The sequence below is a fragment of the Nostoc sp. 106C genome, from assembly GCF_002154725.1.
GTDB lineage: Bacteria > Cyanobacteriota > Cyanobacteriia > Cyanobacteriales > Nostocaceae > Aulosira.
Genome location: NZ_MTAW01000098.1, coordinates 38,803 through 62,685, shown reverse-complemented (window position 1 = coordinate 62,685; position 23,883 = coordinate 38,803). Strand labels below are relative to the sequence as shown.

Below are 23,883 nucleotides of genomic sequence, written 5' to 3'. Positions count from 1 at the left end.
TTATCCAAGAAAGGAAGCGCATAATCAATTTTATCAACAACGCGCAGAACGAGGTAGCATAAATTTTTGCTCCTCTGCGGCAAATTTACCACGCACCATCAACACAGCTTCATCAATTACGTAGGGAAAGGCTTGCACATTCTTAACATTGAGAAGTTCTGGACTAAAGTAAATCAACACCTCTTCAATGGGTTGAGGTATCCTATCAAGGATTTTCTGCAAAGGATATATTTGTGTTGTAACTAAATCAAATAGATGAAGTCGAGTATCTTCTATCTCCATACAGGCGATCGCATCTAAATCTTTTGCATAATACAAAGGACGACTTCCTTCATTAACCAAGAATACGGCTTTTTCCTCGACTACTCCAACTATATTAGAGACAGGGACGCGTGTTTCTAAAAGTCTGTGCAGTAAAGTCAAATCCTCGACATCTGCAAAATCTAGTGTTCTCCAGCCATCAATGCTACCTGTAGAACTACACTTGACTTTGAAGATGTGTTCTTCAACTACGCGAAAACCAAAAGGTAGGTAAAATTCTGGTTGCGATGTTGTCAGTACCAGGGTTTCATAAATTTGATCGCAATATTCCAGTACTTCATTCATAACTTCACGATAATAACCTCTTCTGCGAAATCCCTGGCGGGTAGCTACTGCATGGATTCCACCAACAGTCACTCTTTGTCCCATAATTTGCATGGGAATTTCTACTACTCCCACATGGGTAGTTGCTTGATCATCATCAAAGCGAATAAAAGGAGTCGAAGCAGCTTCCCAAGATGCACCTAGTTTTCTGCCACATTCTGCTGCACTGCTGATTCCAGGAAATGTGATTTCCAACAAGTCAAAAAGCTTAGCGCTTAAGGAAGGGTCAACAGCAAATGATTTTTTGAAGCGATCACAACTCATAATCCAAATGTTATGATCAATTCACTTTTTGATACTACAAGTGTTACAAATTCAATTCCAGCAAATTCAGCACAGGAAGCGCAAGAACTTTTGCCCTTGAAAATATTTATAGGGATTTGCAATTGATTTAACTAGTTTCAAACAACACCAAACCAAATTCCTCACCAGTAGCTCGAAAACCAATACCGCGATAAGCTGCTTGTGCTGCCAAGTTGTCTCGATTTGTAAATAAGATAGCGCGTTCTACTCCTTGCGATCGCGCGTCTAATAATGAGCCAGCCACCACGCTTTTAGCATAGCCATTACCCCGCAAGGCTGGCGGTGTCCATACTCCACCAATCTGTACAATATCAGGTAGGCGAGCGTTGAAGCCACTATAAGCAACTGGTGTATCTCCAGCTACCAATACCCAATGCATAGCTTTAGCTTGACGCGCTTCTATTTCACGGCGGCAGGATGCCTGTAAATCAGTACTTTCTGATTTTTTCAGCGCTTCGATATTAAAGGCATACCACCATTCACTGAGTAAATCAAATTCTTCTTGATGTGGCAATCGGCACTTTAGTTTTCCCGATGCTAAAGCTGGGGGTATCTGCAAATCTCGCAACTTCAAGGAAAATAATATTTCACGCTCATCTAGATGAGTTGGTCGATTAGCTAATCCCAAGACTTTCTTTGCGGCTTCGACTTGTGCAGCTGGGCCAGCAATTCCAGAAATAGCGCGATTAGACTCTGCTACAACTGCTTGCACTACTTCCTTGAGATACACTGGTGCTTGCACAACAACCATCCCATTCCAATAATGAGCGGCGACTGCGACTATATCTGCATTTGCGATCGCCGCTACGTATGTTCCTTGAAAGCGTGCTCCTTGGTCACCTAATCCCGCCTCTCGCCAATTGGAACGCAGAAACATTGAAGTATCAATATGTTGCAAAAGAAAACTCTCTAGCAACATTTCATCTCCAGGTTGTAAGGTTTTCAAAGTAGGCATATTAAAGATAGGGGAGCACGAAAGTAAGGGAAGGGAAATAATCAATGACAAAGGACAAAGGACTATTGACCAATGCCCCATTCTCAATAACTAATAACCAGCTACACCCACACGACGCCAAGGGGCGAAAGCATTATTGACGCCGAATAAGGCAGGAGCCAAGGTAGGAAAATGACGTTGCAGGACAGTTAACATCCCATTATTGTCAATCCAGTCTAGACCGAACAGAGTATAGATTTCAGCCCGATAGTCCTTGGTAAAGAAGCGATCGCTTTTTAAGCGTCGAGAAGCCATCAAGATAAACACGCGAAAGGCGGTATCGCTAAAGCCAAAGCCTTCTGGTAAGTCTTCTGCAAACATACCAACAACTAAATCTACGCTGTTGATATCATTGTTGTAAACTTCGCGCAGTTCTTGTGCCCAAACTTGATTACTTGTAATCTCTTCAAAGGATTTGACTCGACCTCGACCAATAATTTCGCGAAAATCGTTGTAGCGCGGAACTCCCCGTTCGCGATCGCGCAGAATATCCACAGCTGCTAGATCGAAAGTTTCGCCATTGTCCCGTATTAGTTTTTGTAAGGCTTTGGGGTAATTGTGTAAGGTAATTGCGCCTGGGTGGGCAATTCCTAAAGAATAAAATAGATCTGCCAATCCGATTTCTTCTACTACTCCCCTAGCGCGTTTACCACCTACTTCAAAGAAATCGCCTCTTCGCCGCAATTGACCATTTTTGTGGGAATAAAATTCAAATTCATCGGGAATCAGGGGATGTAAGCGATACACGGTGACGAATTCCTCTGTCATGTAGTAAGGAGCTGTATGGTGATCGGTTGGTGAACCAATAATCCCACTCAGTGTCTCATCTTCGCTGACACGTCCCCAAATCCTTTTTACGTGTTGACCCAGTAGCCCCCACCAGTTAGCACTCATAGCAAGTTGTAATGCAGGATGGGCAAGGATACCAGGAGTCCATTCGACGGTATGAATTTTTGCCATCAGTGCAGCGTTAATCAGTCGGGCATGATCGAAGAGGTCATCATCTTGCCATTCTGGGTATTGCTGCTTTAGGCGATCGCAGATAGTGTTATGTTCTCTGACAAACAGGGTATGCAATAAACTCAACCCTATCCACCAGTTGTCATTAAAGCCTGTGCGATCGATACCAATTGCAGGGTCAACAGGTAGCAGTCCATCATCGCCAATAGTTAGCTTGCCATCGATATGAGAGCGCAGTTGATCGACTTGCTCCAGATGACTACCATAGATTTGCGAGCCATCCCACCAATGAGTCACTTTATTAATAAATGTTGGCGGCTCTGATTTCTCTGCTTGAGGACGGCTCTCATCTACTAAGCTTTCTTTAATAGCCAAAGGTCGATGTTCTTGAGGCCAGGTATCATCTTCTGCTAAAGGAATGACAATTTTTTTATCTGGTCGATTGTCACCGTGAGCAAACCAGTCATGGTTTTGAAACTGAATCCAAGCAGCAGCTAAGATATTTAAAGATGTCGCCGGAATAAATTCATCTCGCGTCATCAATCTCTGGCTAATGACACGAGGATTGGGGTTCAGTAGATTTTTGTGATCTACTTTGACCTTTGTCAGAGGTACATTTCGACCTAAGCGAGTGCCAACCATACCCATTTCTGGATGCAGAGGGTCGTTAAAACTACCATCTGCGGTACGAGCTACCAGATGACGACCATCAGGGCTAGGTTGGGGGTGGGGAAGCTTGTCTCTATCCGGGAGTTGAGACGTATCGTGGAGATTTTTTTGTCTGAGTTCTTTGCGAAACCCAACTAGTTTTAATAATGCTAATGGTGTAGGTAAGCGATGCCAGGGAATTCCAAACATTTTACAACTTCCTTTAGTGCGTTTTTAGAAATTAATCTAGCTTTTTTAGCTATTCTTACTTACACCTTAATTGCGTAATTTCCTCAAGATATAACTATTTTTTTAGATACTGGCTTCAAAAAAGATTAGATAAAGTCTAGAAGAAATTAAAGTTACCTGAGATTTAGAAGCGCTCGCAATTAAAATTTATGCAACATCAAATTTTAGAGTATCTCTGCTCTAATTTATTGCATTTTTTATAGATGAGATCTCAATACTTTTCGGTTAAGAATTAAGCAGTATTGATTGTGGAAAAATTAAGTTGCTGACGATGAGTACCAGTGCCATGATGAATAGGTTTCTTAGACGGAAATTTGAAACGAGTTTTTTTCACTAAGCGAGTATTACTTCTGTGCTGCCGAGGCGGAATTTTTTCGTCCAAAATCTCCATGATCAACCATGATCAAAAAAAGGGAGTTATTCGGTTGAAGCATTTTGAAACTCACGTATTGCAACGAATAACCTTGAGAGTACCAGTAGAACCTAAACGCACAGGCGAGATCCCGGCTTGTACTCAAGCGTGGAACATGAGAGAGCGTACTGCCCAATGCCCTAAAAGCTAACCATAAACTTCTTGAACAACTTCACAAGGATTCAGCGAGCGGATAGGTGTTTTTCACCCATTAAGATGAGTTTTGAGTTCATCGGCTGAGTCAGCCAGTGAAGGAACTATTCAACCAAGAATTGGTTCATCACACCGATAAATAATACTAAACTAGTAAAGCTTAAACACAAAAATACTATCTTTTAACCTTATCTTTACTTTATTACGGTTTTAATTATTTATATATTGGCATAATTCGTGCCTCAATAGCTTCTAGATTGGCTATGACAAAGTGACTTCGACATACTTTCAAGTTACTGCTTGAAAGTTGTAGATGGCTCTCAAATTAAAATGGAATCAACTATTTTCGTTAATAATTTTTCATCTTTTTTGTCATGAATAATTTATCTTTACTAATAATTGATGTGGTGTTAATTTTGTTTTTATAATTTATAAAAGCAACACTTGGCTAACGCACCTAAAAACTTAGAAGATAGCTAATTAAATATGTCGCACTACCAAACGAAAACTGACACTAAATATTCAGGTAGCTTTGATGGTAAGTGTTTAACATCTTTTCAGCGCAAAATGCTGCAAAAGAGCTTACAAGAAAATCTACCTGAGTCTTATCGTCAGCGTATTGAAATTATGTTACTGACAGATGAAGGGAAATCTCAAGCCACAATTTGTCAGATATTGGGGTGCTGTCCAGCAACAGCTAGACATTGGATGCACATAGCGCGTACTGGTATGGCGCATCAATGGCAAGATTGTGCAATTGGTCGTCCTAAAGCAATAAATGAGGAATATTTAGAGCGTTTAAAAGAACTTGTAAGTAACAGTCCCCGTGATTACGGCTATGGTTTTCAACGTTGGACAGGTAACTGGTTGAGTCAACAGTTAGCGAAAGAGTTGGGAATCAAAGTCAGTGGTCACCACATTAATCGACTGTTGAAGCAAATGGGGTTATCGATTCGACCAAAACCTGTCACTACTGAAGACAAGACAGCAGAAAAAGCGAAGGGTGCCAAAATTTTAATTGCTGACCTCAAATCAGCCAATACGCCAGATTATACTGAATTTTTGCCTATTAACTTTACAAAATTAGGAACAGACTCAGGGATTCATGGTGCAAAATCTATCAGATCCGTTAGTGTCTCTGGAACAGTTCAGCAATATTTTGGGGTATTCACTTTCCGAGGCAGAATTTCAACGCTGTCTGCAACAAGTTAAAGTCCTTAATCCTAAGGTTGGTAAGTTTTGGCAAGGAACTGATGTTGAACCAGGTATCTACATTGTGATTGCTGGTAAGGTAAGGTTGCTTGACAATGCAGATAAGTTAATTACCACTTTGGAGTACGGAACTTCATTTGGTGAATTTACATTGTTCCCGAAGGCTGAGTTAATGCCTTATGCTGCTAGGGCTTCGATCAATTTACACTTATGCTTTGTTCCAGGTGAAGTGTTGCAGCCATTAATGGCTGATCATCCCCAAGTTAAAGAGCATTTATGGCAAAAAGCACTATCCCGTAATTTGCTACAGATAGGCTCGGATAATTCTCCAGAAGCAGCGATGTCTACGACGGGCTACGCCTACGCATCTAATCCAAGCAATAAAATAGATACTTTGTCAACGTCTGTCCCCCAAGCGCAGCAGAACAAAATTAGTAAAGCTTATTTTCCTAACCCTAGCCAGCGAGTTGGGCATTTATGGCAAAAGGTAACTCGGCGCTATCCATTTTTTGCCCAGCAAAGTGCATCAGACTGTGGTGCAGCTTGTTTGGTCATGGTGTCTCGCTATTGGGGCAAACACTTTAGTGTCAATCGTTTGCGGGATATCGCCAATGTAGACCGCAATGGAGCATCTTTACGGGGATTATTGACGGCGGCAGAAAGTCTTGGCTTTGCTACACGACCTGTAAAGGCCAGTCTTAACCAATTAGCAAAGCAAAAATTGCCTGCTATTGCCCACTGGGAAGGCAAGCATTACATTGTGGTGTACGAAATTACCCCTAAACACGTCATTGTTGCAGACCCAGCTATTGGTCAACGCACCTTGAGTCACGCAGAATTTCAAGCTGACTGGACTGGTTATACACTGCTGCTACAACCGACAGCCATGCTCAAGGATGCCAAAGAAAGTTCTACTCCCTTTTGGCAATTTTTTGAGTTGCTTAAGCCTCATAGCTTGGTGATGCTAGAAGTATTTATTGCTTCGGTATTTATTCAGATATTTGGACTGATTACCCCCCTATTTACCCAGTTAATTTTAGACCGCGTAGTCGTACAGCGATCGGAACTCACTTTAACAGCGGTGGGGATAGGGTTACTAATGTTTAACCTCTTCCGCGTAGCAATGATGGGGTTGCGGCAATATCTGCTAGACCACACAGCAAATCGTATAGACTTAGCACTCATTGTTGGGTTTATTCGCCATACCCTACGATTACCCTTGAGTTTTTTTGAGTCTCGTTATGTTGGAGATATTATTTCTCGTGTCCAGGAAAATCGCAAAATTCAACGCTTTTTATCTGGCGAGGCATTATCTATCCTACTAGATTTGCTTACCGTCTTTATCTATGTAGGATTAATGTTCTGGTATAGCTGGAAAATGGCGTTGCTAGCACTAGTAATCGTACCACCTTTTGCCTTATTGGCATTGATCGCCACGCCCTTTTTACAAAAAATTTCCCGAGAAATATTTAATGCGATCGCCAATGAGAGTAGTTATCTAATAGAAGCTCTGACTGGTGTGCGAACTGTAAAAGCTACAGCGGTTGAACATACAGTACGTTGGCATTGGGAAGAGTTATTAAATAAGGAGATTAAAACTAACTTTTCTGGACAAGTAATTAGCAATCGGCTGCAAATTTTTAGTAACGGAATACAAGCAGTTATAACTACTGCCTTGCTTTGGTTTGGCGCATACTTGGTAATTCACAACCAATTAACTATTGGGCAACTAGTAGCATTTAATATGCTATTAAATAACATTATTACTCCTTTTCAACGCTTAATAGTTTTGTGGAATCAATTACAAGAAGTAGTAATTGCTGTGGAACGTATTAATGATGTACTAGATACAGAACCAGAGGAAGATTTACAATACCAAGCACGACAAAATTTACCATCCATTCTAGGAAATATTCGCTTTGAGAATGTCACATTTCGCTATCATCCAGACAGTGATATCAATATTATAGAAAACCTCAGTTTTGAAGTGAAAGCAGGCCAAATGGTGGCACTGGTAGGACGTAGCGGCTCTGGAAAAACGACTATTTCTAAGTTAGTTTTAGGCCTATATCCTCCAACTGATGGCAAAGTACTGATTGATGGACAGGATATTACTAGTATTTCCTTGCGCTCCTTACGCCAAGAGGTTGGAGTAGTCGATCAAGATACTTTTTTGTTTGGCGGAACTATTAGAGAAAATATTAGCTTAGGGTATCCTGGGGCACCTTTAACAGAAGTTATCGAGGCTGCACAATTAGCGGGTGCTGATGATTTTATTAAGAAATTACCGATGGGATATGAAACCCAAATAGGTGAAGGTGGAGGGTTATTATCTGGCGGACAAAGGCAGCGGATAGCTATTGCTAGAGCATTATTAGGTAATCCGCGATTGCTAATTTTAGATGAGGCGACCTCCCATTTAGATACCGAGTCTGAAAGAATTATTCAGCAAAATCTGAACACAATTCTTAAGGGGAGAACTACTTTAGTAATAGCCCATCGACTTTCTACAGTACAGAATGCAGATATGATTTTAGTCTTAGACAGAGGTGTGTTAATTGAAAGCGGAACCCATGATGAATTGATGTTGAAGCGAGGGCATTATTTTTACCTCAATCAACAGCAGTTGCTAGGAGTAGCGTGAACAATGGACTGAGGAAATAAAGAATAGGTAATAGTAAATAGGAAGTTACGATAATTATTACTTATTTTTAAAGTAAATATCAAATCCACAGTTCAAAATCGTTATCAGAGAATAATCATGACAGATTTATTAAATGGACGGGTTAAAACGCAATTAATACAAAATGCATCTTCTCCAGAAAATTTACCACCCCCATTACCAGTAACAACGAAAGATGATTGGTCTGAAATAACTAAAGAATCGCTTGAAAGTCTGCCACAGGTTTGGACAAGAGGATTGCTGTATTTTTTGATGATTATTGTATCTATAATTTTACCTTGGGCAATATTATCTAAAGTAGATGAAACTGGTACATCTAGAGGAAGAATTGAACCTAAAGATAAAACAATTAAACTCGATGCTCCTGTAGCAGGAACTGTTGCTGAAATTCGCGTTAAAGAAGGCGAATCAGTTAAATCTGGACAGATTTTATTACTGCTGGAATCGGAATTAGTAAAGGCTGAGTTGCGTCAAGCTCAGGATAAGTTAGAAGGACAATTAAATCGGTTGTCACAGTTAAATTCATCTCAAAATCAGTTACTTGTATCTTTGACAACTCAACAACAACAAAATCAATCTCAACAGTTAGAAAAACAGGCTCAAGTTGACCAAGCACGACAGAATATTAATACTTTAAGAAATTCCTATGAATTACAGAAAGAAGAAAAATTATCCCAATTAAATCAGGCACGGCAAACTCTTGAAAACAGCCGAACTGTTAATAAATTGATGGAGAGTAGTTTAGCAAGTACACAACGAGAAGTAGAACGTTATAGAAAGCTAAAACAAGAAGGAATTGTTCCAGAAATTAATCTAGTAGAAAAGCAAGATATAGGCAAAGATAAACAAAAATTATATGAACAAAGCAAATCAGATATTGAACAGTCCAAGTTACGTCTAGAAGAACAACAAAGTAGTTACGAGCGAAATCTTCGCCAAGCTAGTGCAGATATTGAACAAGCATATTTACGACTTAAAGAACAAGAAAGAGGTTATCAGTCCTTAACTCGTTCTGGTCAGCTAGCCTTACTAAAAATTGCCGATCAACAGAAAACATTAGATACAGAAATTACTTCTTTAAAAGCAGAAATTGCTCAAACTAATAGTCAGATTGAAGCATTAAAATTTCAATTAGGACAACGAGAGATAAGAGCTACTGTCAATGGTACGCTATTTCAGTTACCAATTCAAAAAGCCGGCTCTGTAGTGCAATCTGGCACAATGGTAGCGGAAATTGCACCGAGAAATTCGCCTCTAATAGTTCGGGCACAAATGGCAACTACCGAAAGTGGTTTTTTACAAAAAGGATTACCAGTAAAGTTAAAGTTTGATGCTTATCCATTTCAGGACTATGGTATCGTCTCAGGGGAGTTAATTAAGATTTCTCCTACTACAACAGAGATAGATACACCTAATGGAAAAGTGGCAGCTTATAACTTAGAAATTGCTTTAAAACAAGATTGTATTCCTTCAGCTAATAAATGTATTGCCTTACATCCAGGAGATACTGCTACAGCTGAAGTGATTGTACGCCAGCGCCGTATTATCGATTTTCTTATAGATCCGTTTAAAAAGTTGCAACAAGGTGGAGTAAAATTGTAAAAATTTTACTTTAATTATGCATTTGTAAATATTCTTTTTTAAGTTTTTTTATCTGCAAATATGAAAATTTAAATATTTGCTAGTCAAAATAATCAAGCAATAAACTTAACTTAATTTAGGAGGAATATGTCACATCCTATTACTATTAATAATGAAGATATTGTTCATCAAATCAAGCTAACTTGCAAAATTCCTGAGATAGTTGAACAAATTCTTAACCGTAAGGTAATTATATCTGCTGCTGAAGAAGCTGGAATCAATGTAGAGGTTGAAGAACTGCAAAAAACAGCAGACCAAATAAGGTTAGCTAATAAACTCAATAGTGCTGATGATACCTGGGCATGGCTTGAAAAGCATAGTCTTTCACTAGATGATTTTGAAGAGATTATTTACCAAACTATTATCTCTAACAAATTAGCTCTTTATCTGTTTGCAGATAAAATCGAACCATACTTTTTTGAACATCAACTAGATTACTTTAGTGTTGTGATGTATGAAGTTATCTTAGATGATGAAGATTTAGCAATAGAACTCTTTTATGCCATTCAAGAGGGTGAAGTTAGTTTTTATGATGTTGCTCACAAATATATTAAAGACACAGAACTAAGGCGAAAATTAGGATACAAAGGTAGAGTACAACGCAAAGATATGAAATCGGAAATTTCCGCTACAGTATTTGCTGCTCAACCACCACAGCTAATTAAGCCAATTGTAACATCTTCTGGTATACATCTCATTCTTGTAGAAGAAATAATTCAGCCACAGTTGGATGATAATATACGTACTAAAATATTCACCGAATTATTCTCTGAATGGTTAAAGAAAAAGACTGAATCTATAAATTATTTATTATCAGTTCCACTAGATTTAGTTAAAGCTAATAACTGAATAATAAGCTTTATCCCACTGATACAACAGGTGGGATAATTTTTTATATTAAAGTTAAAGAAAATTGCCTAGGTTGATGCTACTAAGGCGTAATCTAGGAAAACGCGTCTTTATAAATTTGGTAGATAACTAAACAGGTAAATGTTGTAATCATCGCCCAGACAAAGAGAACTTCAGGTCTATGCAATTGATTTAAATTGTTAACTCCAACTCTAGGTACAACAAATTGTCCTAAAGCTATTATTAGGAAAATACCAGCGAGTACATAATTACCAAGAATTATTTGTGAAATTCCCATAATGACAAATATGGGAATTGTAATATCCAGAGGGTTAGAACGATTGCTGAACATAAATTTTACCTCTTTTGAGTGTTGACAAAATCTTTGTTTACAGCCTCATCTTTGCTGAGAAAGCAGGAGTCAAAATTAATCCTAGACTTATATCTTTGTGACTCCTACTTTTAATGATTTCACAATTTAACAACTTGAGAAATAACCATTGATATAATAATCAATGGTTATTTGAAAATTGCGGTGATTGCTCTGCCTACACCATAGCCTGCGGAGAACACGATCAGGCTTGTAATTACTGGGGTGATTCCACCTTTATTCAAGTCTAGATCGCTATCAGTGAGTTCATCTAAGAATGTTTCTTCGTCAGCAATCAGTTCAAAACCTGCGCTTAACTGTTCAATACGAATTGTAGCCATTGTTTACTCTTCACTTTATTTCTAGATTATTTTTTAACTGCTGTATAAATACCAGCACCAACACCAACAGCAAAAGCACCGATTACATATTCTGATGCGATTGCTACACCCCAAATTACTACAGGTGTTAAACCACCGTTAACTGTGTTTAGTTCAGAATCAGCTAAATCACTCATGAAATTTTCAGAACCAGCAAATAAATCTGCACCAGCAGGACGTAAGTCATGAACTGTAATAGCAGCCATTTTCAAACTCCTAATAATTTTGAAGGATTTTGGATAGGTAGAAGTTTGCTAAAATTCGTCAATTGAATTTTTAGTCTTTTATTAACTTCTATTAATAAATTGCCATAAACAAATTGATATATCTAGAGATAATGCTCCATTTAATGAACATAAAAGTTACTATTATTTTCCAAGTATCTAGCTAAGACGACATCAAATTAAGTAGCTTATACTATCGGACTTATAGCCAGAGATTAAACAAACAAAGCTTAGATATACAGACTAAATGAATAAATCTGCTTTCTGTCCTAAGCTTTTCAATTAAATACACTAAAAATTTGTGGAATAGACTTATACAAATTCTCTGTGAAGCTGCACATTAACACTCTCAGGCTGGAAGCCCAGTGCTAAATAAACAAAGCCTGCGCAGGCAGGCTAAATTATATGCATCTTCATATTAAATTGGTATTATTAGCTAAAAAAATACATAAATAAAATAAGAGCAGAAAGTCATGTTAAAACATAACTTTTGCTCTTGCTATTGGTAATTTAACCTTTAGTTATATCAACGGTTATTTGAAAATTTCACTGATTGCTCTGCCTACACCATAGCCTGCGGAGAACACGATCAGGCTTGTAATTACTGGGGTGATTCCACCTTTGTTCAGATCTAGATCGCTATCAGTGAGTTCATCCAAAAATGTTTCTTCGTCAGCAATCAGTTCAAAACCAGCGCTTAATTGTTCAATGCGAATTGTAGCCATTGTTTACTCCTCAGTTTATTTTTAAATTACTTAAGTGCTGTATAAATACCAGCACCAACGCCTACGCCAAAAGCACTAATTACATATTCTGATGTGATTGCTACACCCCAGATAACTAAAGGTGAAATACCACCATTAACTGCATTTAGTTCGGAGTCAACTAAATCACTCATGAAGTTTTCATAACCAGCAAATAAATCTGCACCAGCAGGACGTAAATCATGAATTGCAATAGCAGCCATTTCAATCTCCTGAGAATTTTGAACAATTTTTGGTTAGAGATATAGATCGCTGAAACTCATCAATTGAATTTCTAGCTTTCTATTAATAAATTGCCATAAATAAATTCATATATCTACAGATAAACTTCTATTTTATGAACATAAAAGTTACTTTTATTTTCATGATCTCAAGGTAAAAATAATTACTTGATAACTAGAGATATATGAATAAACCCACCTAAACAAAAGTTATAGGTAGGCTTGATGATTTTCAAAAAAATTATTTTGCTATGCCATCAATTAAAATTATAAGTTTCTATTAAAGTTGTTTGGTTTTAACCAAGCTTGAAATAAAGACTCTAAAATTTCTTCTCGAATTTCACTTAAATTTGCGGGTATCCACTTCTCAATTCGGAGGATATGATAACCCATTTGAGTTTGAATTGGCCCAACTACTTCACCTTCCTGTGCAAAAGCGATCGCTCTTGTTATTTCTGGCAATAATTCAGCCAGAAAGCGGATTCCAAGGAAACCGCCATTTTCTTTTGATTGTTTCCCTCGTGAATATTCCAATGCTAAAGCAGGGAATGATACCCGATTTTCTTGTAGAAGTTGAACAATAGTAGTTGCTGCTGTTAAATCCTTGACTAAAATTTGCGACAAAGCTACACGCTTATAACTATCGCGGTTGTTAATGTAGTGAGCATCAACGTTCTCACCAAAGAGATGTTCTTTTAATTTTTGAGCGAGTAGAGATAAGCGAATTCCTTGAGTCCAATCTTCTGCGCTAATTCGTTGCTGTGTCAGCCATGCTATGGTTTCTGAAACTCCTAGCAGTTTGTGCTTGTGGCGAAAAGAGTCGCCTGCTGCTTGCAATTCTTCATCAGTAACAGTAATTCCCAAGCGATCGCACACTCTAAGTATGTATATATTTTGTTCCGCAGCTGCTGCTATTGTCGCAATTGTAAAAGAATGACGTAAGTAAGCCAGGATTTCCTCATCTGAAGCGGGTGTAATTTCTGGGAATGTTAATTGTGGTATGGAATCTAGCATAAGCTGTAGTTTATTTTTGATATCTAGGAACGATAAATTAAGCGTTCTGGTGGAATATCCGCCAGCGAAAGCCTATTACGATGTAAATCTCCGTATAGATTGAGATAGTCAATTTCTGCTGGGGAAAGCTTGCCTTTTTGGATTCCGGCGATCGCAGCATCAATTTCTTCCCGATATCGCCATCCGGCTAAACAAACATCGACACAATTCTGACTTAAAGAGTAGCGATATAAATCGGGTACTGATGGTTGCCAACAACCTGCTGGTAAGCTTTGTGGCGCATCCCAAAGAACTCCTGTATGAGAGCCTGTAGATTTAAATGTGACGATACCAGGACGATGAGGGTCTTGGGGATCTAGCCGATCAAATACCTGCGATTGTGCAGACCGATGAGCAACATTGTGCCTGACCATGACTACATCCAACAGAGGGCTATTAGACCACTGTTGAGCAAGATTGAGATCGTGAAAAGAAGCACCAATATAGCGAACTGCTCCCATTTTTTTCAGGCGTTCTGAGATGCCAAGCATTTTTTCAATGCTGCGCTGATATACAGAGTTAGGCCCTCTTAAATCAGGAGAAAGTTGCAAGCAATCTTGTAAAGCCGACCCATCTTTAACGCCAATCCAGCCCCAGAAAAACACATCAATATAGTCAATTTGTAAATCGACAAATTGATCGAACAGAGCAGCGATCGCCATTTCTGGACTTTTGATATAAGTTACTGTTGCGAGTATAACTTGCTCTCGCTTTGCAGAACTACGTCCACACAGTTGGCGCAGTGCCCCAGCCATTGAACTATAGATATGGTGATGCAGGTCGCTGGAATAAAAAAAGTAGTTGATTCCTTGGTCAAAGGCGTAATGGGTATCTTCACTAGAAATATGACCGCCGCCTCCTAAACCTAAACAGCTAACTGTGAGGTCAGTTCGTCCCAGTTTTCGATAGAAAGGCAAATCTGTTTCTGGGAATTTAGGATTTGCAGAAGCATTTTTATTTGTTGTGACTAAAACCTGTGGAGAAAGATCAGTTATTAGCATCAGTTCAAAAACTGGTAAATGTCTTCAGAATTAGCATTTAAGTAAGTACGCTGCAAATCAATTCCCATGAGCGAAAATTCCTTATGGATAGCTTGCATCCGCCCTTCTGGAGAATTATCACTTTGATACCAAGCTGCCAGTAACCCATTGGCTACAATTTGGCAGCGATTCATGCCAAAGCTTTCGTGTTCGGCAAACTTTTGATCTGGTTCTTCTGCTAAACCCAATCCAGGTTTAAGCTGCATTGTAAATAAGGGAACTTCCGGCTGAAAATGTAACTTATTTTCCCGATAAACAATTTCTAAAACTCCCCGAAATACTTGATAATCGCTTTTATCAAAGTATAAAACTCCAGAATCATATCGTCCGTAATCTTTGGGATTATATAAAACCTTAAAACTAAAATAAATCGCTAACTCATTTAACCTCTGTGTCAAGCTTTGCATAACTGACACAGCACCTTCCGGCGTTAAATTGAAATAGATTCGTACAGTCGCTAGGGAATTTTTATCCTTGGCAAGTCCAGGAAAACCTAGATTGCCAACTGCCATATAAAAACCATTTTGCACCCTGTTTTTAGGCATTCGGATAGCTACTAGATCGCCAACTACGGCGGCTTGTTCAATAGCTTGAAGATGCTTATGTCGCTGAATATGTAACCTCAAACCACCTTTAGTTACAGCTAAACTACCATCTATTTCTTCTCTAATTACAGACCAACCAGGATCGAAATAACCTTCTCCACAATTACTTTCATGTAATTGCTCATAAAAACTGATATCTATACCCAAGACAGTATTATTTTCCAAATCGAGAGGCAAAGCATTTCCTTCACTATTTAGTGCTAGCGCAGTGCGCATTGAACCGTTGTAATAAATCCCATAAAGAAAACTCCGCAGTTGCAGACTCAGATATTTCTGCTGCATCTGAGTTGGCATTTTTTGAAACCGTTCAATGATTTGAGATGGTAATTCTAAAGGTTTATAGTCTGGATGGTGAATGGAAAAATCAGATTTAATTTCAATTTTGCGAACAATATCTTGCAGTACATCCAGTAATCGCCCAGTTAAAGTTAACTGAGATTGAGTAGAATTTAATAATTGCATAATTATTTAGTTGCAATGAAATGATTTATATAACCGTAGCAGTACCAAAAATTGTTGGCATTGATTGTACAGGACGACATAATAATGTTTTAGCAACCTGAAGCATCGCAATTCCTGTATTGCCAAAGTATTTTTGATATTGAATCATCGCCTGAATTTGTTGAATTAAGGCAAAACCTGTAAATTGCACTACCCGCTGTAAAAAGTCAGGGCGATGTTTTTCAATTTCTGGAAAGCTATTTAAATAAGCTTGAGTTAATGCGCCAATTGAAGGCTGAAGTAGTTCTAAAGGTGTCATTGCTAAACGCAGAGATTCTTCAATACTCAAAGAATTACTGATGACTAAGCTACCCAGCCAAATTTGTACGTAGCTACCAATAAGTGTTCCCAAATCAAATGCTGGATCTCCCCAAGCAGAACGTTCCCAATCAATTAAGCGGATTGTATGATTGCTGGAGGACTGCCAATCTTTTTGCAGGAGGATATTATTCAGTTTTAGGTCATTGTGGGTTAAACAAGAAGGAATTACAGCATTACCTAGTTCTGCGATCGCTTCTCCCAAACTATCATAACGCTGATAGAGAACAAAGAACTTTAACCCATCATCAGGTATCAAGCCAAAAATCTCTGGTTCAACCCTTTCCAATCTCCGCACCAAATACGATACTTGGTCAACCATTAAATTATCTGAAGATTTAGAGAAAAATTCTTGATATTCTTGGTTGTTAAAAGTATCGCGATGGATAGTGCCTAAGATAGTACCAATTGCTGTGGCAATTTCTGTAGGGAAGGAGTTTCCTTTTGTGTAAAAATCCATTAAATCTTGATAATTATCGAGGTATCTGAAGATAATAATGGAATTGTATTCATCAAAATGCAGTACCTCTGGTAAAAAATGCTGATAGTTATTCAGACTTGGAAATTGCTGTAAAAACTTTTGAATTCTCCACTCAGCCAAAAACTCACCAGCAGTTTTCCCTTCTTGGTTATGTCGTTCTTGCTTCACAAGAAGCTTACGATTATCTGCAATAGTTAGCAATAAATTAAAGTTCTTTGCAGTTATTGGCTCTATCGTGCAGGGAATTGCATCAGATTGATTACATACGTACTGCTCAATTAAATAAGTCAAAACATTATCGGAGTTTAAAATGAATTTCATAACCTTTAAATGTCCGAACAAGCTTTATAAGTTTAAATGTTTGTTTTAAAACCCAATATTGCTAGTGAAATATTTTTTTAAAATTATTAAGTAATAAACTCTCACTAGCCATGAGGGTTTATTATTATAAATAACCTACAGCAAAAACAAAACAATAAAACCTCTTATGCTATGAATACTGGAGGTGTTGGTTGAATTATTGGCCCTGTTCCTATGATGGTGTATGGTGTGGTTACTATAGTTTTTGTTGTCAATACTGTTGTATAGTTAATTGTTAAATATCCTCCTTGAATGGTGAGAATATCGCTTTCTGACAACCGATCCAAATAGCTTTCTCGATCGAGAACAATTCGCTTCCTTTAGGAGCGATGTTTTCAATTTTAATGGTAGACATTGGTGTGGTTTTTGAGTTGAGTTGAAATTTGTTTTAAAATTATTCCATCAGTTATCCAATCGCTATATTTATAAGTTTGACATTTAACTATTGTTAAAGCAACTAAAACAATTATTTTTTTGGAACATAATTGTTTTAGTATTGTTCAGTAATCGTGATTCTTCAGATTATGGTTAGGCAGGTTTTTACAGAGGTAAGGTTAGAGGCAACAATAGCCGCTAAACCAGTCATCAATGTTCAATCACCGAATGAAAGAAATAGACGGAGCAAAAATATCTTCGGAGATAGGAACGTTAATTACGCTGATATTAGTGGTAATAAAAATTCCACCATATTGCATACAAAGTTCATCATCTTTTAAGTCTAAGAGAAAAGTCTCAGAATCTTGAAAAAACTCAGAACCAGCAGAATTTAAATCGGAAACTTTTAGTCTAGACATAAACCAATGTTGAAGATTTATCAAAAAATTATTTGTTAATGCTCAAAATCCCTGCTTCTTTTTCGATTCGATCTAAAGCCTTTTTAGCTTTAAAGACAACTCGCATATATGCTATTTGGCTGTTCCAAGCTAAACGAGGTAAAAGAGGTTCTTGAGAGTCTAATTCCAATGGAGAGCGATCGCCATCTGTTGTAGGTAGATAATCAGTCGAGCTATCATTCATAAGATTCAGGTTGCCGAACTTGATTTAACTCAAAACAACTAAAGATGGTAGTGATGGTTCTTCCTGCCAACTGTCTGGCCATTGAATGCGGTCAGCAGTAAAGTGAAGCGGATCGTTTTCCGGCCAAGGAGCATTAATAGGCTCTTCTACTAAGGCGAATTCTCCATTATCAAAGGGATTACCATCAGCACTACGTTGGAGAAACACTCGTTCGCGGATGCCTTGTTTTTGTTGAGTGAGGGCACGATGATGGCAATAGGGATTATTACCTCGCTTGTCAAAAAAGACGTGTGCAGTCCAACTGCAACCACCTCGACATAGTTCGGCAAATTCACAAGTTTTGCAGAAACCCCACAAATGTTCTGTGCCTTTGGGAGTACCAGCGCCTAAATTAAACCGCAGTTCTTCGGTTTCTTCAATGATGCTGTGCAAAGAGCGATCGCGGATATTTCCACCGGTGTAAGCTGTAGTTGGCAGTGAAGGGCAACCTTTAATCGCGCCATCGGCTTCAATTCCTAAAGCAGACAATCCCGCACTGCACCCTTGCCAAAACGTCCAAGCATCGCCGCCTCGTAAAAAGCGCTCATAAGGGCCGTAGTAGCCGATGTTATTTCCCGGTTGTACTTGTACCCCTTCTTGCTTGGCTCGTTGAGCAACACGCGCAATCATCGGGTATACATCCAGTAATTCATAAGGTTGCAGCAGAATTTCGCTATTATCGGCTGCATTCCCCATCGGTACGGTTAATTGAATTTGCCAAGCGAAGATTCCCGCATCGCGCAGATGTTCATAGATACGAGGGAATTCTGGTGCAGATAGGCGATTGATTTGCGTATTGCAACCGAAGGGAATACCCGCTTGCTTCAGATGGCTCATGGTTTTAAACGCCCATTGCCATGAACCTTGTCTACCACGGATGCGATCGTGAGTTGTTTCTAAACCATCAACAGACACAGAAATCACATGAATTCCAGCTTCCTTCATTTTGTGTGCTGTGTCTAGAGTAATACCATAGCCCCCGGTAGTCATACCGCAAAGCATTCCCGCTTTGGTAATTGCTTGGGCAATCTCTAGCCAATCAGGACGCAGAAAAGCCTCACCGCCAATGATTGTTACTTCTGTAATCCCAACTTCCGCCATCTGTCTGACCAAATCAAGGGCTTCTTCAGTAGAAAGTTCTTTTGCCCTTGTATGGCCAGCGCGAGAACCACAATGCTGACAAGCAAGATTGCACTTCAGGGTAATTTCCCAAACCGCATAACTAATTCTGCGATAGGTCATGAGAATAAACTCCCTTAATCAATTGTTCTCGAAGGGGAGGGATGAGAGTTTATCCCTCCCCATAAACTTGAGCTTTTTTAAGTTGCCTCAAATATCAGTGGTGGTGACAACTCCATACAAAGGCTGAGGGTAAATAGGCGGCCATTTAATAGGAGGCCACACAATCACTCCATATAAAGGTTGAACTATGGGCTTACCAAGAATGCCGCCAAAAACGGCTTCTAGTTCTTTTTCGCCTAAATCTTTGAGATCACCTTCAGCAGCATTTGATTCTAATAATTGAGTTGTATATTCTTCAAACTCTTCTTGGGTAAAATCAAAGCCAGCACTTTTGACAACTTGGCTACATTCATCCTTACTTTCAACAGTTTGCATTTTGCTACGAAAAGCTTCATCAGATGCTAGCTTTTCGTAAAATGCTCTGACGTTCTCTAAAGACATAATTTTCTCCTTAAGAAAAACCAAAATTCTCCATCAGGAATTAGAGCAACCCACGAATTTGGGTAATTACGACTCCGTACATCAGGATTGGCAGAACACCGGGAAAAATTACAGGTATTGCTCCACCAAATACAGCTTCTAATTCTTGTGGATTTAAATCTTTTAAATCATCATTGGCTGCATTAGTTTCTAGCAATTGCTCTGTATATTCTTCAAATTCTGCTGGAGTAAAATCAAAACCAGCGTTTTGCAAAATTTCTCTACCCGCATCCTTGCTTTCAACACTTTGTATTTGGTTACGGAAAGCTTCATCAGATGCTAGTCTTTCATAGAAAGATCTAACATTTTCTAAGGACATAATCTGCTCCTGCGATGAGTTAAATAGCAGTTGGCATTGCTACTTCAATTGCTAGTTCAGAGGCATTGTAGTTATCTGTAATTACTTGAGGACAACGCATACAAGCTGCCTTACCTTCTTGTTGCCACCATCGGCAATCTCTGCGTATGGCACAAGGGGGTAATTCCTCTGCTATTGCAGGTAACTTTTCGACAATGCGCGTAGCTAGACGACAATCTTGTCCATCAAAATGTTGGCAACCTTTTATGGCACAAGGCGAGGCTGTGCGAAAAATTTCCGCGGGTGTAACTGGGCTAGCTTTGGCTATGAGTTCATCCGTGAGTGTTTGCGGCTGCTTAAGATAAGCTACACGGGGTTCTGCTACTGTTCCACTGATAAGACCGAAAACCACACTATTCTCAGGTTCTGGTCTAGCACTGGGGCAAAGTGTAGTTTTTTCAGCAGCAATGTTTTCCATTAATTGAGCCTCATTGAAGAGAATCTTTATGGCTAAATGGTTTCAGTGGGGATGGCGATGATGCCTACAATAATCGGAGGTTTAGCAATCAAACCAATGGTTGTAGTTGTAGATGCTAGACCACCTGCAACATTTTTGGCTTCTTCATCAGATACAGCTGCCAAAGCATCTTCTGAAACCAAACCTTGATTGCGTCGTGCGATCGCATTATTTACAGCATCATCAATTAGACTGTTTATTTCTAGATGACCGTTGTAGCTTTTTTTGTGCTTTTCCATGTTGATTCTCCTCAGAATTTATAACTGAATTTAGGCTTAATATCTGTTGATTCTAGTGCAGAGGAAAATTATTTAAGCGTAAGTTGTGGCTTTTTATTGAATAAAAATAAAATATTTATGTTCTAAAATTTTGCCGTCTGATTTCAATTAGCTAGCTTTAATCAAAAAAGGCGCTTGTAGGATTGGAATCTATAGGAAGCATAGAATCCAAATTTTCATCAGTATTTGGTGAGCATTCAGGTAGAAACCTTTGGCACAGGTAAAATGGATGATGAAGAAATTGCCGTAATTCTGGAAAAGAATTTTGATTTTCGGCTGGCGGGGATTATTCGCGAGTTTAATCTGAGATACTTACCTGCGATCGTTAAAGGCGGATTTTATAAAAAGCTTGCCGCCTACGGCCATGTGGGTAGGTTAGATATTGGTGTTTTGCCTTGGGAGGAAATTGATAAGGCATCGGTTTTGCAATAAACCTCTGAATATAAGCAGATTTGTTAGATACCGAACCACAGATAAAAACAGATGCACATAGATATATATCTGTGTGCATCTGTAGTTTTTTGATTCTTATTCTGATTTTTTACAAGAAGTCTATTATTCGATTTCATCAAAGTAGCGATAAAGCCTTTTTTTACGCTCCTATCTTTGCTAAATCTAGCCTTATTTAATTAGTTTATGCTTCTTCCTCCGAGCTACCGTCTTCACTGTCAAAGAGGTTTTTACCTATGTTGAGCTGCTTTTTGGAATAATCTAATTTTTCCCAAAGCGTTTTAATTTGTTCATAAGCCTCTAAAGGATTGATTTTCCCTCCAGTTTCTAGAGAGCAGATGTAATCGACTTTACTGGCAAATTCTTGTAAGTTAGCATTAAATAGCAAGTTCTCCGGTTTAATTTCGCCATAATAGCGATTACTTGTGTGCAAAAACTCATCTTTATCTGTCATTTTTTCTCCTGATTCAGAAATCAATATATCTATAAAATGTATATAATTTCAAAATTAACAAACTATAAGCAGAGGTTGAGCCTTAGATCTTCGACTCAATTAGAATACTTTGATTTTAGTGGCTGCAACTAAGATGTTAAGGCTGATTTGCTCTTGACAGCCAAAATAAGATTGATAATTAGCCAGAATCATATACTCATCTCTAATTAGTAGAGGTTATACTATTCTTCTAAACAAATATTTTATATTTAAAGACCAATTAAAATTGGGTTAATAAAACATTAAAGAATATAGGCATTCAGGTGATTTTTTGCTGGTAATGATTCAGCTTGTCTTTATCAAGTTTAGAGATAAAATTTTAGAGCCTCAATTATACTTTTGCTAAACGAAACTTGTGGTTGCTTGATGGAATTTTTGATTGAGGCTAGCGATCGTCGAACACAGGCTTTGTTTAGCCGAGGCATTGTGTTGTAAATGAACTTCATAATAATATGATTTGTTAGTTTAAGTTAGAAACCTTCTGCCTTATTAATAATATTTAATAGCTAAAATCACTAGTATACTTAAGTGATTACTATTTTTTAACATTAAATAGATATATTCTTTACTTCTCCTTATTAAAAGGTATTTAAATTTTAACTGCTGAAATTTATTTGGTTTCTGTAATTTTTACGGAAACAAGTACTTTGTTAAAACAAATCACGACAAATGAAGAAGTCTAAACTTTTCAGGGTCATTCTACCTATAGCTGCACCTGCAATATTTTTCACGCTGCTGAATTACCTACAAAAGCCAATAACTGCTCAAACATCAAGTGTACATTTGACTATGGGAAATCCGAGCGGTGCTGGCACTAGTTACAATAATTTGTTATTAAACAAAACTCAGTATGCGGTTTCCTATAACTGCTACAGAGGAACGCCAAATTGGGTAAGTTGGCAGTTAAACCCATCATGGTTAGGAAGTGCGCCTCGCCAAGATGATTTCCGTGCAGATACTACATTACCTTCAAGCTGCTATCGAGTAAGTGGCACTGATTACAGTGGTAGTGGCTTTGACCGTGGTCACATGACTCCCTCTGCAGATAGGACAAATACGATAGCCAATAACTCAGCCACATTTTTAATGACAAATATGATCCCCCAAGCACCCAATAATAATCAGGGACTATGGGCAAATCTGGAAAATTATTGTAGAGATTTGGTGGTTAATCAAGGAAAAGAACTCTACATTATTTCAGGTTCTTATGGCACTGGTGGAACAGGGTCAAACGGAACAAAAACTACTATCGCTAATGGTAACGTTACAGTCCCATCCAGAATTTGGAAGGTGATTGTAGTCTTAGATAGGCCAAATAATGGAGCTAGTAGCGTAACTACTAGCACAAGAGTAATTGCTGTAAACACACCGAATACACAAAGTGTTAGTGCAAATTGGAGAGACTATAGAGTTAGTGTTGACTCTATCGAAGTGAACACGGGTTACAATTTGCTTTCTAATGTCTCTTCATCTGTTCAAAGTACAATTGAGGCCAGAGTTGATACTTTGTAAGACTTATTAGTTGAAACTAAAGCCTGTCTATATCTAAAGACAGGCTAGTGATTTGTCAGTTATGTTTCCACAACTTTTGTTGCAATTCCAGCTAAATCACCAGATACAGTTTTACCGACAATATAGACATCAATACTGACTGTACCCAACCGATAAACCTTAATATCAATAAGATTATCTTTTAATGTTTGTATAAGTAATTGAAACTTTTGAACATTTTGTTTCTGTGTTTCATCGTACCAATCTTTCTCTTCAGCACAATTCCGAAAAAAATAGTCTAAGTCTACTGTTTCAAGAGATGTATCTTGAGAATGACTTGTTAATTGTAAGAGTTTTTGATTTGTCAAATCTTCTTTACCTCGATCGGACCAGAAAAAAACTTCAAAGGGATAATCTGACTCACTCATCATTAGCAAATCATTAGAAGCTTGCTTGAGCTTTTCAGTAATTTCGCTAGTCATAAACTGTTCTTAAAGGAGATATTTTTAATC

At 38.2% G+C, this 23,883-nt stretch carries 28 protein-coding genes and 1 pseudogene; 6 read left to right on the top strand and 23 right to left on the bottom strand.

What is annotated here, in order from left to right; all coding sequences use genetic code 11:
* Window positions 1–33: 33 nt before the first annotated feature.
* The 4 genes from BV375_RS12765 to BV375_RS36850 form a co-directional block, all read right to left on the bottom strand.
* Window positions 34–909 (bottom strand): GNAT family N-acetyltransferase, encoded by an 876-nt coding sequence (locus BV375_RS12765; RefSeq protein WP_208099111.1) that lies wholly within the window; start codon window positions 907–909, stop codon window positions 34–36.
* Between the two features lie 127 nt (window positions 910–1,036).
* Window positions 1,037–1,903 carry a GNAT family N-acetyltransferase gene (locus tag BV375_RS12760; protein WP_086760978.1) on the bottom strand — a complete coding sequence of 289 codons (867 nt, stop codon included), beginning with the start codon at window positions 1,901–1,903 and terminating at the stop codon, window positions 1,037–1,039.
* Window positions 1,904–1,993: 90 nt separating this feature from the next.
* Window positions 1,994–3,760, bottom strand: coding sequence for a peroxidase family protein (locus BV375_RS12755; protein WP_086760975.1), 1,767 nt, complete (start codon window positions 3,758–3,760; stop codon window positions 1,994–1,996).
* A gap of 271 nt (window positions 3,761–4,031) precedes the next feature.
* Window positions 4,032–4,190, bottom strand: a complete 159-nt coding sequence (locus tag BV375_RS36850; protein ID WP_166507438.1) for a hypothetical protein — start codon at window positions 4,188–4,190, stop codon at window positions 4,032–4,034.
* Window positions 4,191–4,850: 660 nt separating this feature from the next.
* Here BV375_RS36850 and BV375_RS12750 point away from each other — a divergent pair.
* From BV375_RS12750 to BV375_RS12735, 4 genes are all read left to right on the top strand, one after another.
* Window positions 4,851–5,576, top strand: coding sequence for a helix-turn-helix domain-containing protein (locus BV375_RS12750; RefSeq protein ID WP_086760973.1), 726 nt, complete (start codon window positions 4,851–4,853; stop codon window positions 5,574–5,576).
* Window positions 5,470–8,220: a peptidase domain-containing ABC transporter gene (locus tag BV375_RS12745; protein ID WP_086760971.1), complete on the top strand. Its 2,751-nt coding sequence runs from the start codon at window positions 5,470–5,472 to the stop codon at window positions 8,218–8,220. The genes BV375_RS12750 and BV375_RS12745 overlap by 107 nt, the downstream gene beginning before the upstream one ends.
* A 117-nt stretch (window positions 8,221–8,337) precedes the next feature.
* Window positions 8,338–9,861 carry an HlyD family efflux transporter periplasmic adaptor subunit gene (locus BV375_RS12740; RefSeq protein WP_086760969.1) on the top strand — a complete coding sequence of 508 codons (1,524 nt, stop codon included), beginning with the start codon at window positions 8,338–8,340 and terminating at the stop codon, window positions 9,859–9,861.
* Between the two features lie 126 nt (window positions 9,862–9,987).
* Window positions 9,988–10,749 (top strand): peptidylprolyl isomerase, encoded by a 762-nt coding sequence (locus BV375_RS12735; protein WP_086760967.1) that lies wholly within the window; start codon window positions 9,988–9,990, stop codon window positions 10,747–10,749.
* A gap of 94 nt (window positions 10,750–10,843) precedes the next feature.
* On the opposite strand, the gene BV375_RS12730 is transcribed toward BV375_RS12735, so the two are convergent.
* The 17 genes from BV375_RS12730 to BV375_RS12655 all read right to left on the bottom strand — a co-directional run bounded on the left by BV375_RS12730 (window position 10,844) and on the right by BV375_RS12655 (window position 20,898).
* Window positions 10,844–11,101: a hypothetical protein gene (locus BV375_RS12730; RefSeq protein ID WP_086760965.1), complete on the bottom strand. Its 258-nt coding sequence runs from the start codon at window positions 11,099–11,101 to the stop codon at window positions 10,844–10,846.
* 167 nt (window positions 11,102–11,268) lie between these two features.
* A complete protein-coding gene (locus tag BV375_RS12725; protein ID WP_086760963.1) occupies window positions 11,269–11,460 on the bottom strand; it encodes a hypothetical protein in 192 nt (63 codons plus the stop codon).
* 26 nt (window positions 11,461–11,486) lie between these two features.
* On the bottom strand, window positions 11,487–11,705 hold the full coding sequence (locus BV375_RS12720; protein WP_086760961.1) for a hypothetical protein: 219 nt from the start codon (window positions 11,703–11,705) through the stop codon (window positions 11,487–11,489).
* Window positions 11,706–12,256: 551 nt separating this feature from the next.
* Window positions 12,257–12,448: a hypothetical protein gene (locus tag BV375_RS12715; protein ID WP_086760958.1), complete on the bottom strand. Its 192-nt coding sequence runs from the start codon at window positions 12,446–12,448 to the stop codon at window positions 12,257–12,259.
* A gap of 26 nt (window positions 12,449–12,474) precedes the next feature.
* Window positions 12,475–12,690 (bottom strand): hypothetical protein, encoded by a 216-nt coding sequence (locus BV375_RS12710; protein WP_086760956.1) that lies wholly within the window; start codon window positions 12,688–12,690, stop codon window positions 12,475–12,477.
* Between the two features lie 285 nt (window positions 12,691–12,975).
* Window positions 12,976–13,722, bottom strand: a complete 747-nt coding sequence (locus BV375_RS12705; protein ID WP_086760954.1) for a peptidylprolyl isomerase — start codon at window positions 13,720–13,722, stop codon at window positions 12,976–12,978.
* 23 nt (window positions 13,723–13,745) lie between these two features.
* The gene (locus BV375_RS12700) at window positions 13,746–14,762 is read right to left on the bottom strand and encodes an aldo/keto reductase (RefSeq protein ID WP_086760952.1); all 1,017 of its coding nucleotides are present in this window, start codon (window positions 14,760–14,762) and stop codon (window positions 13,746–13,748) included.
* Entirely contained in the window at window positions 14,762–15,868 is a 1,107-nt protein-coding gene (locus BV375_RS12695; protein ID WP_086760950.1) for a T3SS effector HopA1 family protein, read from the bottom strand. The genes BV375_RS12700 and BV375_RS12695 overlap by 1 nt, the downstream gene beginning before the upstream one ends.
* A 25-nt stretch (window positions 15,869–15,893) precedes the next feature.
* A complete protein-coding gene (locus BV375_RS12690; RefSeq protein ID WP_086760948.1) occupies window positions 15,894–17,027 on the bottom strand; it encodes an aminoglycoside phosphotransferase family protein in 1,134 nt (377 codons plus the stop codon).
* A 164-nt stretch (window positions 17,028–17,191) separates the two neighbouring features.
* Window positions 17,192–17,353, bottom strand: a complete 162-nt coding sequence (locus tag BV375_RS36845; RefSeq protein ID WP_166507437.1) for a hypothetical protein — start codon at window positions 17,351–17,353, stop codon at window positions 17,192–17,194.
* Window positions 17,354–17,662: 309 nt separating this feature from the next.
* Entirely contained in the window at window positions 17,663–17,860 is a 198-nt protein-coding gene (locus BV375_RS12685) for a hypothetical protein (protein WP_086760946.1), read from the bottom strand.
* Window positions 17,861–17,888: 28 nt separating this feature from the next.
* Window positions 17,889–18,083, bottom strand: coding sequence for a hypothetical protein (locus BV375_RS12680; RefSeq protein WP_086760944.1), 195 nt, complete (start codon window positions 18,081–18,083; stop codon window positions 17,889–17,891).
* Between the two features lie 24 nt (window positions 18,084–18,107).
* Window positions 18,108–19,364 carry a nif11-class peptide radical SAM maturase 3 gene (locus BV375_RS12675; protein ID WP_086760942.1) on the bottom strand — a complete coding sequence of 419 codons (1,257 nt, stop codon included), beginning with the start codon at window positions 19,362–19,364 and terminating at the stop codon, window positions 18,108–18,110.
* 87 nt (window positions 19,365–19,451) lie between these two features.
* A complete protein-coding gene (locus tag BV375_RS12670; RefSeq protein WP_086760940.1) occupies window positions 19,452–19,805 on the bottom strand; it encodes a Nif11-like leader peptide family natural product precursor in 354 nt (117 codons plus the stop codon).
* A 40-nt stretch (window positions 19,806–19,845) separates the two neighbouring features.
* Window positions 19,846–20,163 carry a Nif11-like leader peptide family natural product precursor gene (locus BV375_RS12665; RefSeq protein WP_086760938.1) on the bottom strand — a complete coding sequence of 106 codons (318 nt, stop codon included), beginning with the start codon at window positions 20,161–20,163 and terminating at the stop codon, window positions 19,846–19,848.
* Between the two features lie 19 nt (window positions 20,164–20,182).
* Window positions 20,183–20,620 carry a nitrogen fixation protein gene (locus tag BV375_RS12660; protein ID WP_086760936.1) on the bottom strand — a complete coding sequence of 146 codons (438 nt, stop codon included), beginning with the start codon at window positions 20,618–20,620 and terminating at the stop codon, window positions 20,183–20,185.
* Between the two features lie 32 nt (window positions 20,621–20,652).
* The gene (locus tag BV375_RS12655; protein ID WP_243713929.1) at window positions 20,653–20,898 is read right to left on the bottom strand and encodes a hypothetical protein; all 246 of its coding nucleotides are present in this window, start codon (window positions 20,896–20,898) and stop codon (window positions 20,653–20,655) included.
* 228 nt (window positions 20,899–21,126) lie between these two features.
* On the opposite strand from BV375_RS12655, the pseudogene BV375_RS12650 reads away from it, so the two are divergent.
* Window positions 21,127–21,369, top strand: a pseudogene (locus BV375_RS12650) (methionine adenosyltransferase domain-containing protein); the annotation flags it as partial.
* A 202-nt stretch (window positions 21,370–21,571) separates the two neighbouring features.
* Here the strand turns inward: BV375_RS12650 and BV375_RS12645 are convergent.
* Window positions 21,572–21,841 (bottom strand): hypothetical protein, encoded by a 270-nt coding sequence (locus tag BV375_RS12645; protein WP_086760932.1) that lies wholly within the window; start codon window positions 21,839–21,841, stop codon window positions 21,572–21,574.
* A 708-nt stretch (window positions 21,842–22,549) separates the two neighbouring features.
* On the opposite strand from BV375_RS12645, the gene BV375_RS12640 reads away from it, so the two are divergent.
* Window positions 22,550–23,392, top strand: a complete 843-nt coding sequence (locus BV375_RS12640; RefSeq protein ID WP_086760930.1) for a DNA/RNA non-specific endonuclease — start codon at window positions 22,550–22,552, stop codon at window positions 23,390–23,392.
* A 59-nt stretch (window positions 23,393–23,451) separates the two neighbouring features.
* Here BV375_RS12640 and BV375_RS12635 read toward each other — a convergent pair whose 3' ends face one another.
* Window positions 23,452–23,853 carry a nuclease A inhibitor family protein gene (locus BV375_RS12635; protein WP_086760928.1) on the bottom strand — a complete coding sequence of 134 codons (402 nt, stop codon included), beginning with the start codon at window positions 23,851–23,853 and terminating at the stop codon, window positions 23,452–23,454.
* Window positions 23,854–23,883 lie beyond the last annotated feature (30 nt).

Bases quoted from the DNA above. Each gene is read 5' to 3' on its own strand.
- BV375_RS12660 (WP_086760936.1), bottom strand. From the start codon at position 20,620: ATGGAAAACATTGCTGCTGAAAAAACTACACTTTGCCCCAGTGCTAGA.
- BV375_RS12675 (WP_086760942.1), bottom strand. From the start codon at position 19,364: ATGACCTATCGCAGAATTAGTTATGCGGTTTGGGAAATTACCCTGAAG.
- BV375_RS12760 (WP_086760978.1), bottom strand. From the start codon at position 1,903: ATGCCTACTTTGAAAACCTTACAACCTGGAGATGAAATGTTGCTAGAG.
- BV375_RS12735 (WP_086760967.1), top strand. From the start codon at position 9,988: ATGTCACATCCTATTACTATTAATAATGAAGATATTGTTCATCAAATC.
- BV375_RS12685 (WP_086760946.1), bottom strand. From the start codon at position 17,860: ATGTCTAGACTAAAAGTTTCCGATTTAAATTCTGCTGGTTCTGAGTTT.
- BV375_RS12740 (WP_086760969.1), top strand. From the start codon at position 8,338: ATGACAGATTTATTAAATGGACGGGTTAAAACGCAATTAATACAAAAT.
- BV375_RS12635 (WP_086760928.1), bottom strand. From the start codon at position 23,853: ATGACTAGCGAAATTACTGAAAAGCTCAAGCAAGCTTCTAATGATTTG.
- BV375_RS12655 (WP_243713929.1), bottom strand. From the start codon at position 20,898: ATGGAAAAGCACAAAAAAAGCTACAACGGTCATCTAGAAATAAACAGT.
- BV375_RS12715 (WP_086760958.1), bottom strand. From the start codon at position 12,448: ATGGCTACAATTCGCATTGAACAATTAAGCGCTGGTTTTGAACTGATT.
- BV375_RS12690 (WP_086760948.1), bottom strand. From the start codon at position 17,027: ATGAAATTCATTTTAAACTCCGATAATGTTTTGACTTATTTAATTGAG.
- BV375_RS36850 (WP_166507438.1), bottom strand. From the start codon at position 4,190: ATGGAGATTTTGGACGAAAAAATTCCGCCTCGGCAGCACAGAAGTAAT.
- BV375_RS12750 (WP_086760973.1), top strand. From the start codon at position 4,851: ATGTCGCACTACCAAACGAAAACTGACACTAAATATTCAGGTAGCTTT.
- BV375_RS12680 (WP_086760944.1), bottom strand. From the start codon at position 18,083: ATGAATGATAGCTCGACTGATTATCTACCTACAACAGATGGCGATCGC.
- BV375_RS12755 (WP_086760975.1), bottom strand. From the start codon at position 3,760: ATGTTTGGAATTCCCTGGCATCGCTTACCTACACCATTAGCATTATTA.
- BV375_RS12720 (WP_086760961.1), bottom strand. From the start codon at position 11,705: ATGGCTGCTATTACAGTTCATGACTTACGTCCTGCTGGTGCAGATTTA.
- BV375_RS12765 (WP_208099111.1), bottom strand. From the start codon at position 909: ATGAGTTGTGATCGCTTCAAAAAATCATTTGCTGTTGACCCTTCCTTA.
- BV375_RS12645 (WP_086760932.1), bottom strand. From the start codon at position 21,841: ATGACAGATAAAGATGAGTTTTTGCACACAAGTAATCGCTATTATGGC.
- BV375_RS12700 (WP_086760952.1), bottom strand. From the start codon at position 14,762: ATGCTAATAACTGATCTTTCTCCACAGGTTTTAGTCACAACAAATAAA.
- BV375_RS12710 (WP_086760956.1), bottom strand. From the start codon at position 12,690: ATGGCTGCTATTGCAATTCATGATTTACGTCCTGCTGGTGCAGATTTA.
- BV375_RS12695 (WP_086760950.1), bottom strand. From the start codon at position 15,868: ATGCAATTATTAAATTCTACTCAATCTCAGTTAACTTTAACTGGGCGA.
- BV375_RS12745 (WP_086760971.1), top strand. From the start codon at position 5,470: ATGGTGCAAAATCTATCAGATCCGTTAGTGTCTCTGGAACAGTTCAGC.
- BV375_RS12705 (WP_086760954.1), bottom strand. From the start codon at position 13,722: ATGCTAGATTCCATACCACAATTAACATTCCCAGAAATTACACCCGCT.
- BV375_RS12725 (WP_086760963.1), bottom strand. From the start codon at position 11,460: ATGGCTACAATTCGTATTGAACAGTTAAGCGCAGGTTTTGAACTGATT.
- BV375_RS12730 (WP_086760965.1), bottom strand. From the start codon at position 11,101: ATGTTCAGCAATCGTTCTAACCCTCTGGATATTACAATTCCCATATTT.
- BV375_RS12665 (WP_086760938.1), bottom strand. From the start codon at position 20,163: ATGTCCTTAGAAAATGTTAGATCTTTCTATGAAAGACTAGCATCTGAT.
- BV375_RS12640 (WP_086760930.1), top strand. From the start codon at position 22,550: ATGAAGAAGTCTAAACTTTTCAGGGTCATTCTACCTATAGCTGCACCT.
- BV375_RS12670 (WP_086760940.1), bottom strand. From the start codon at position 19,805: ATGTCTTTAGAGAACGTCAGAGCATTTTACGAAAAGCTAGCATCTGAT.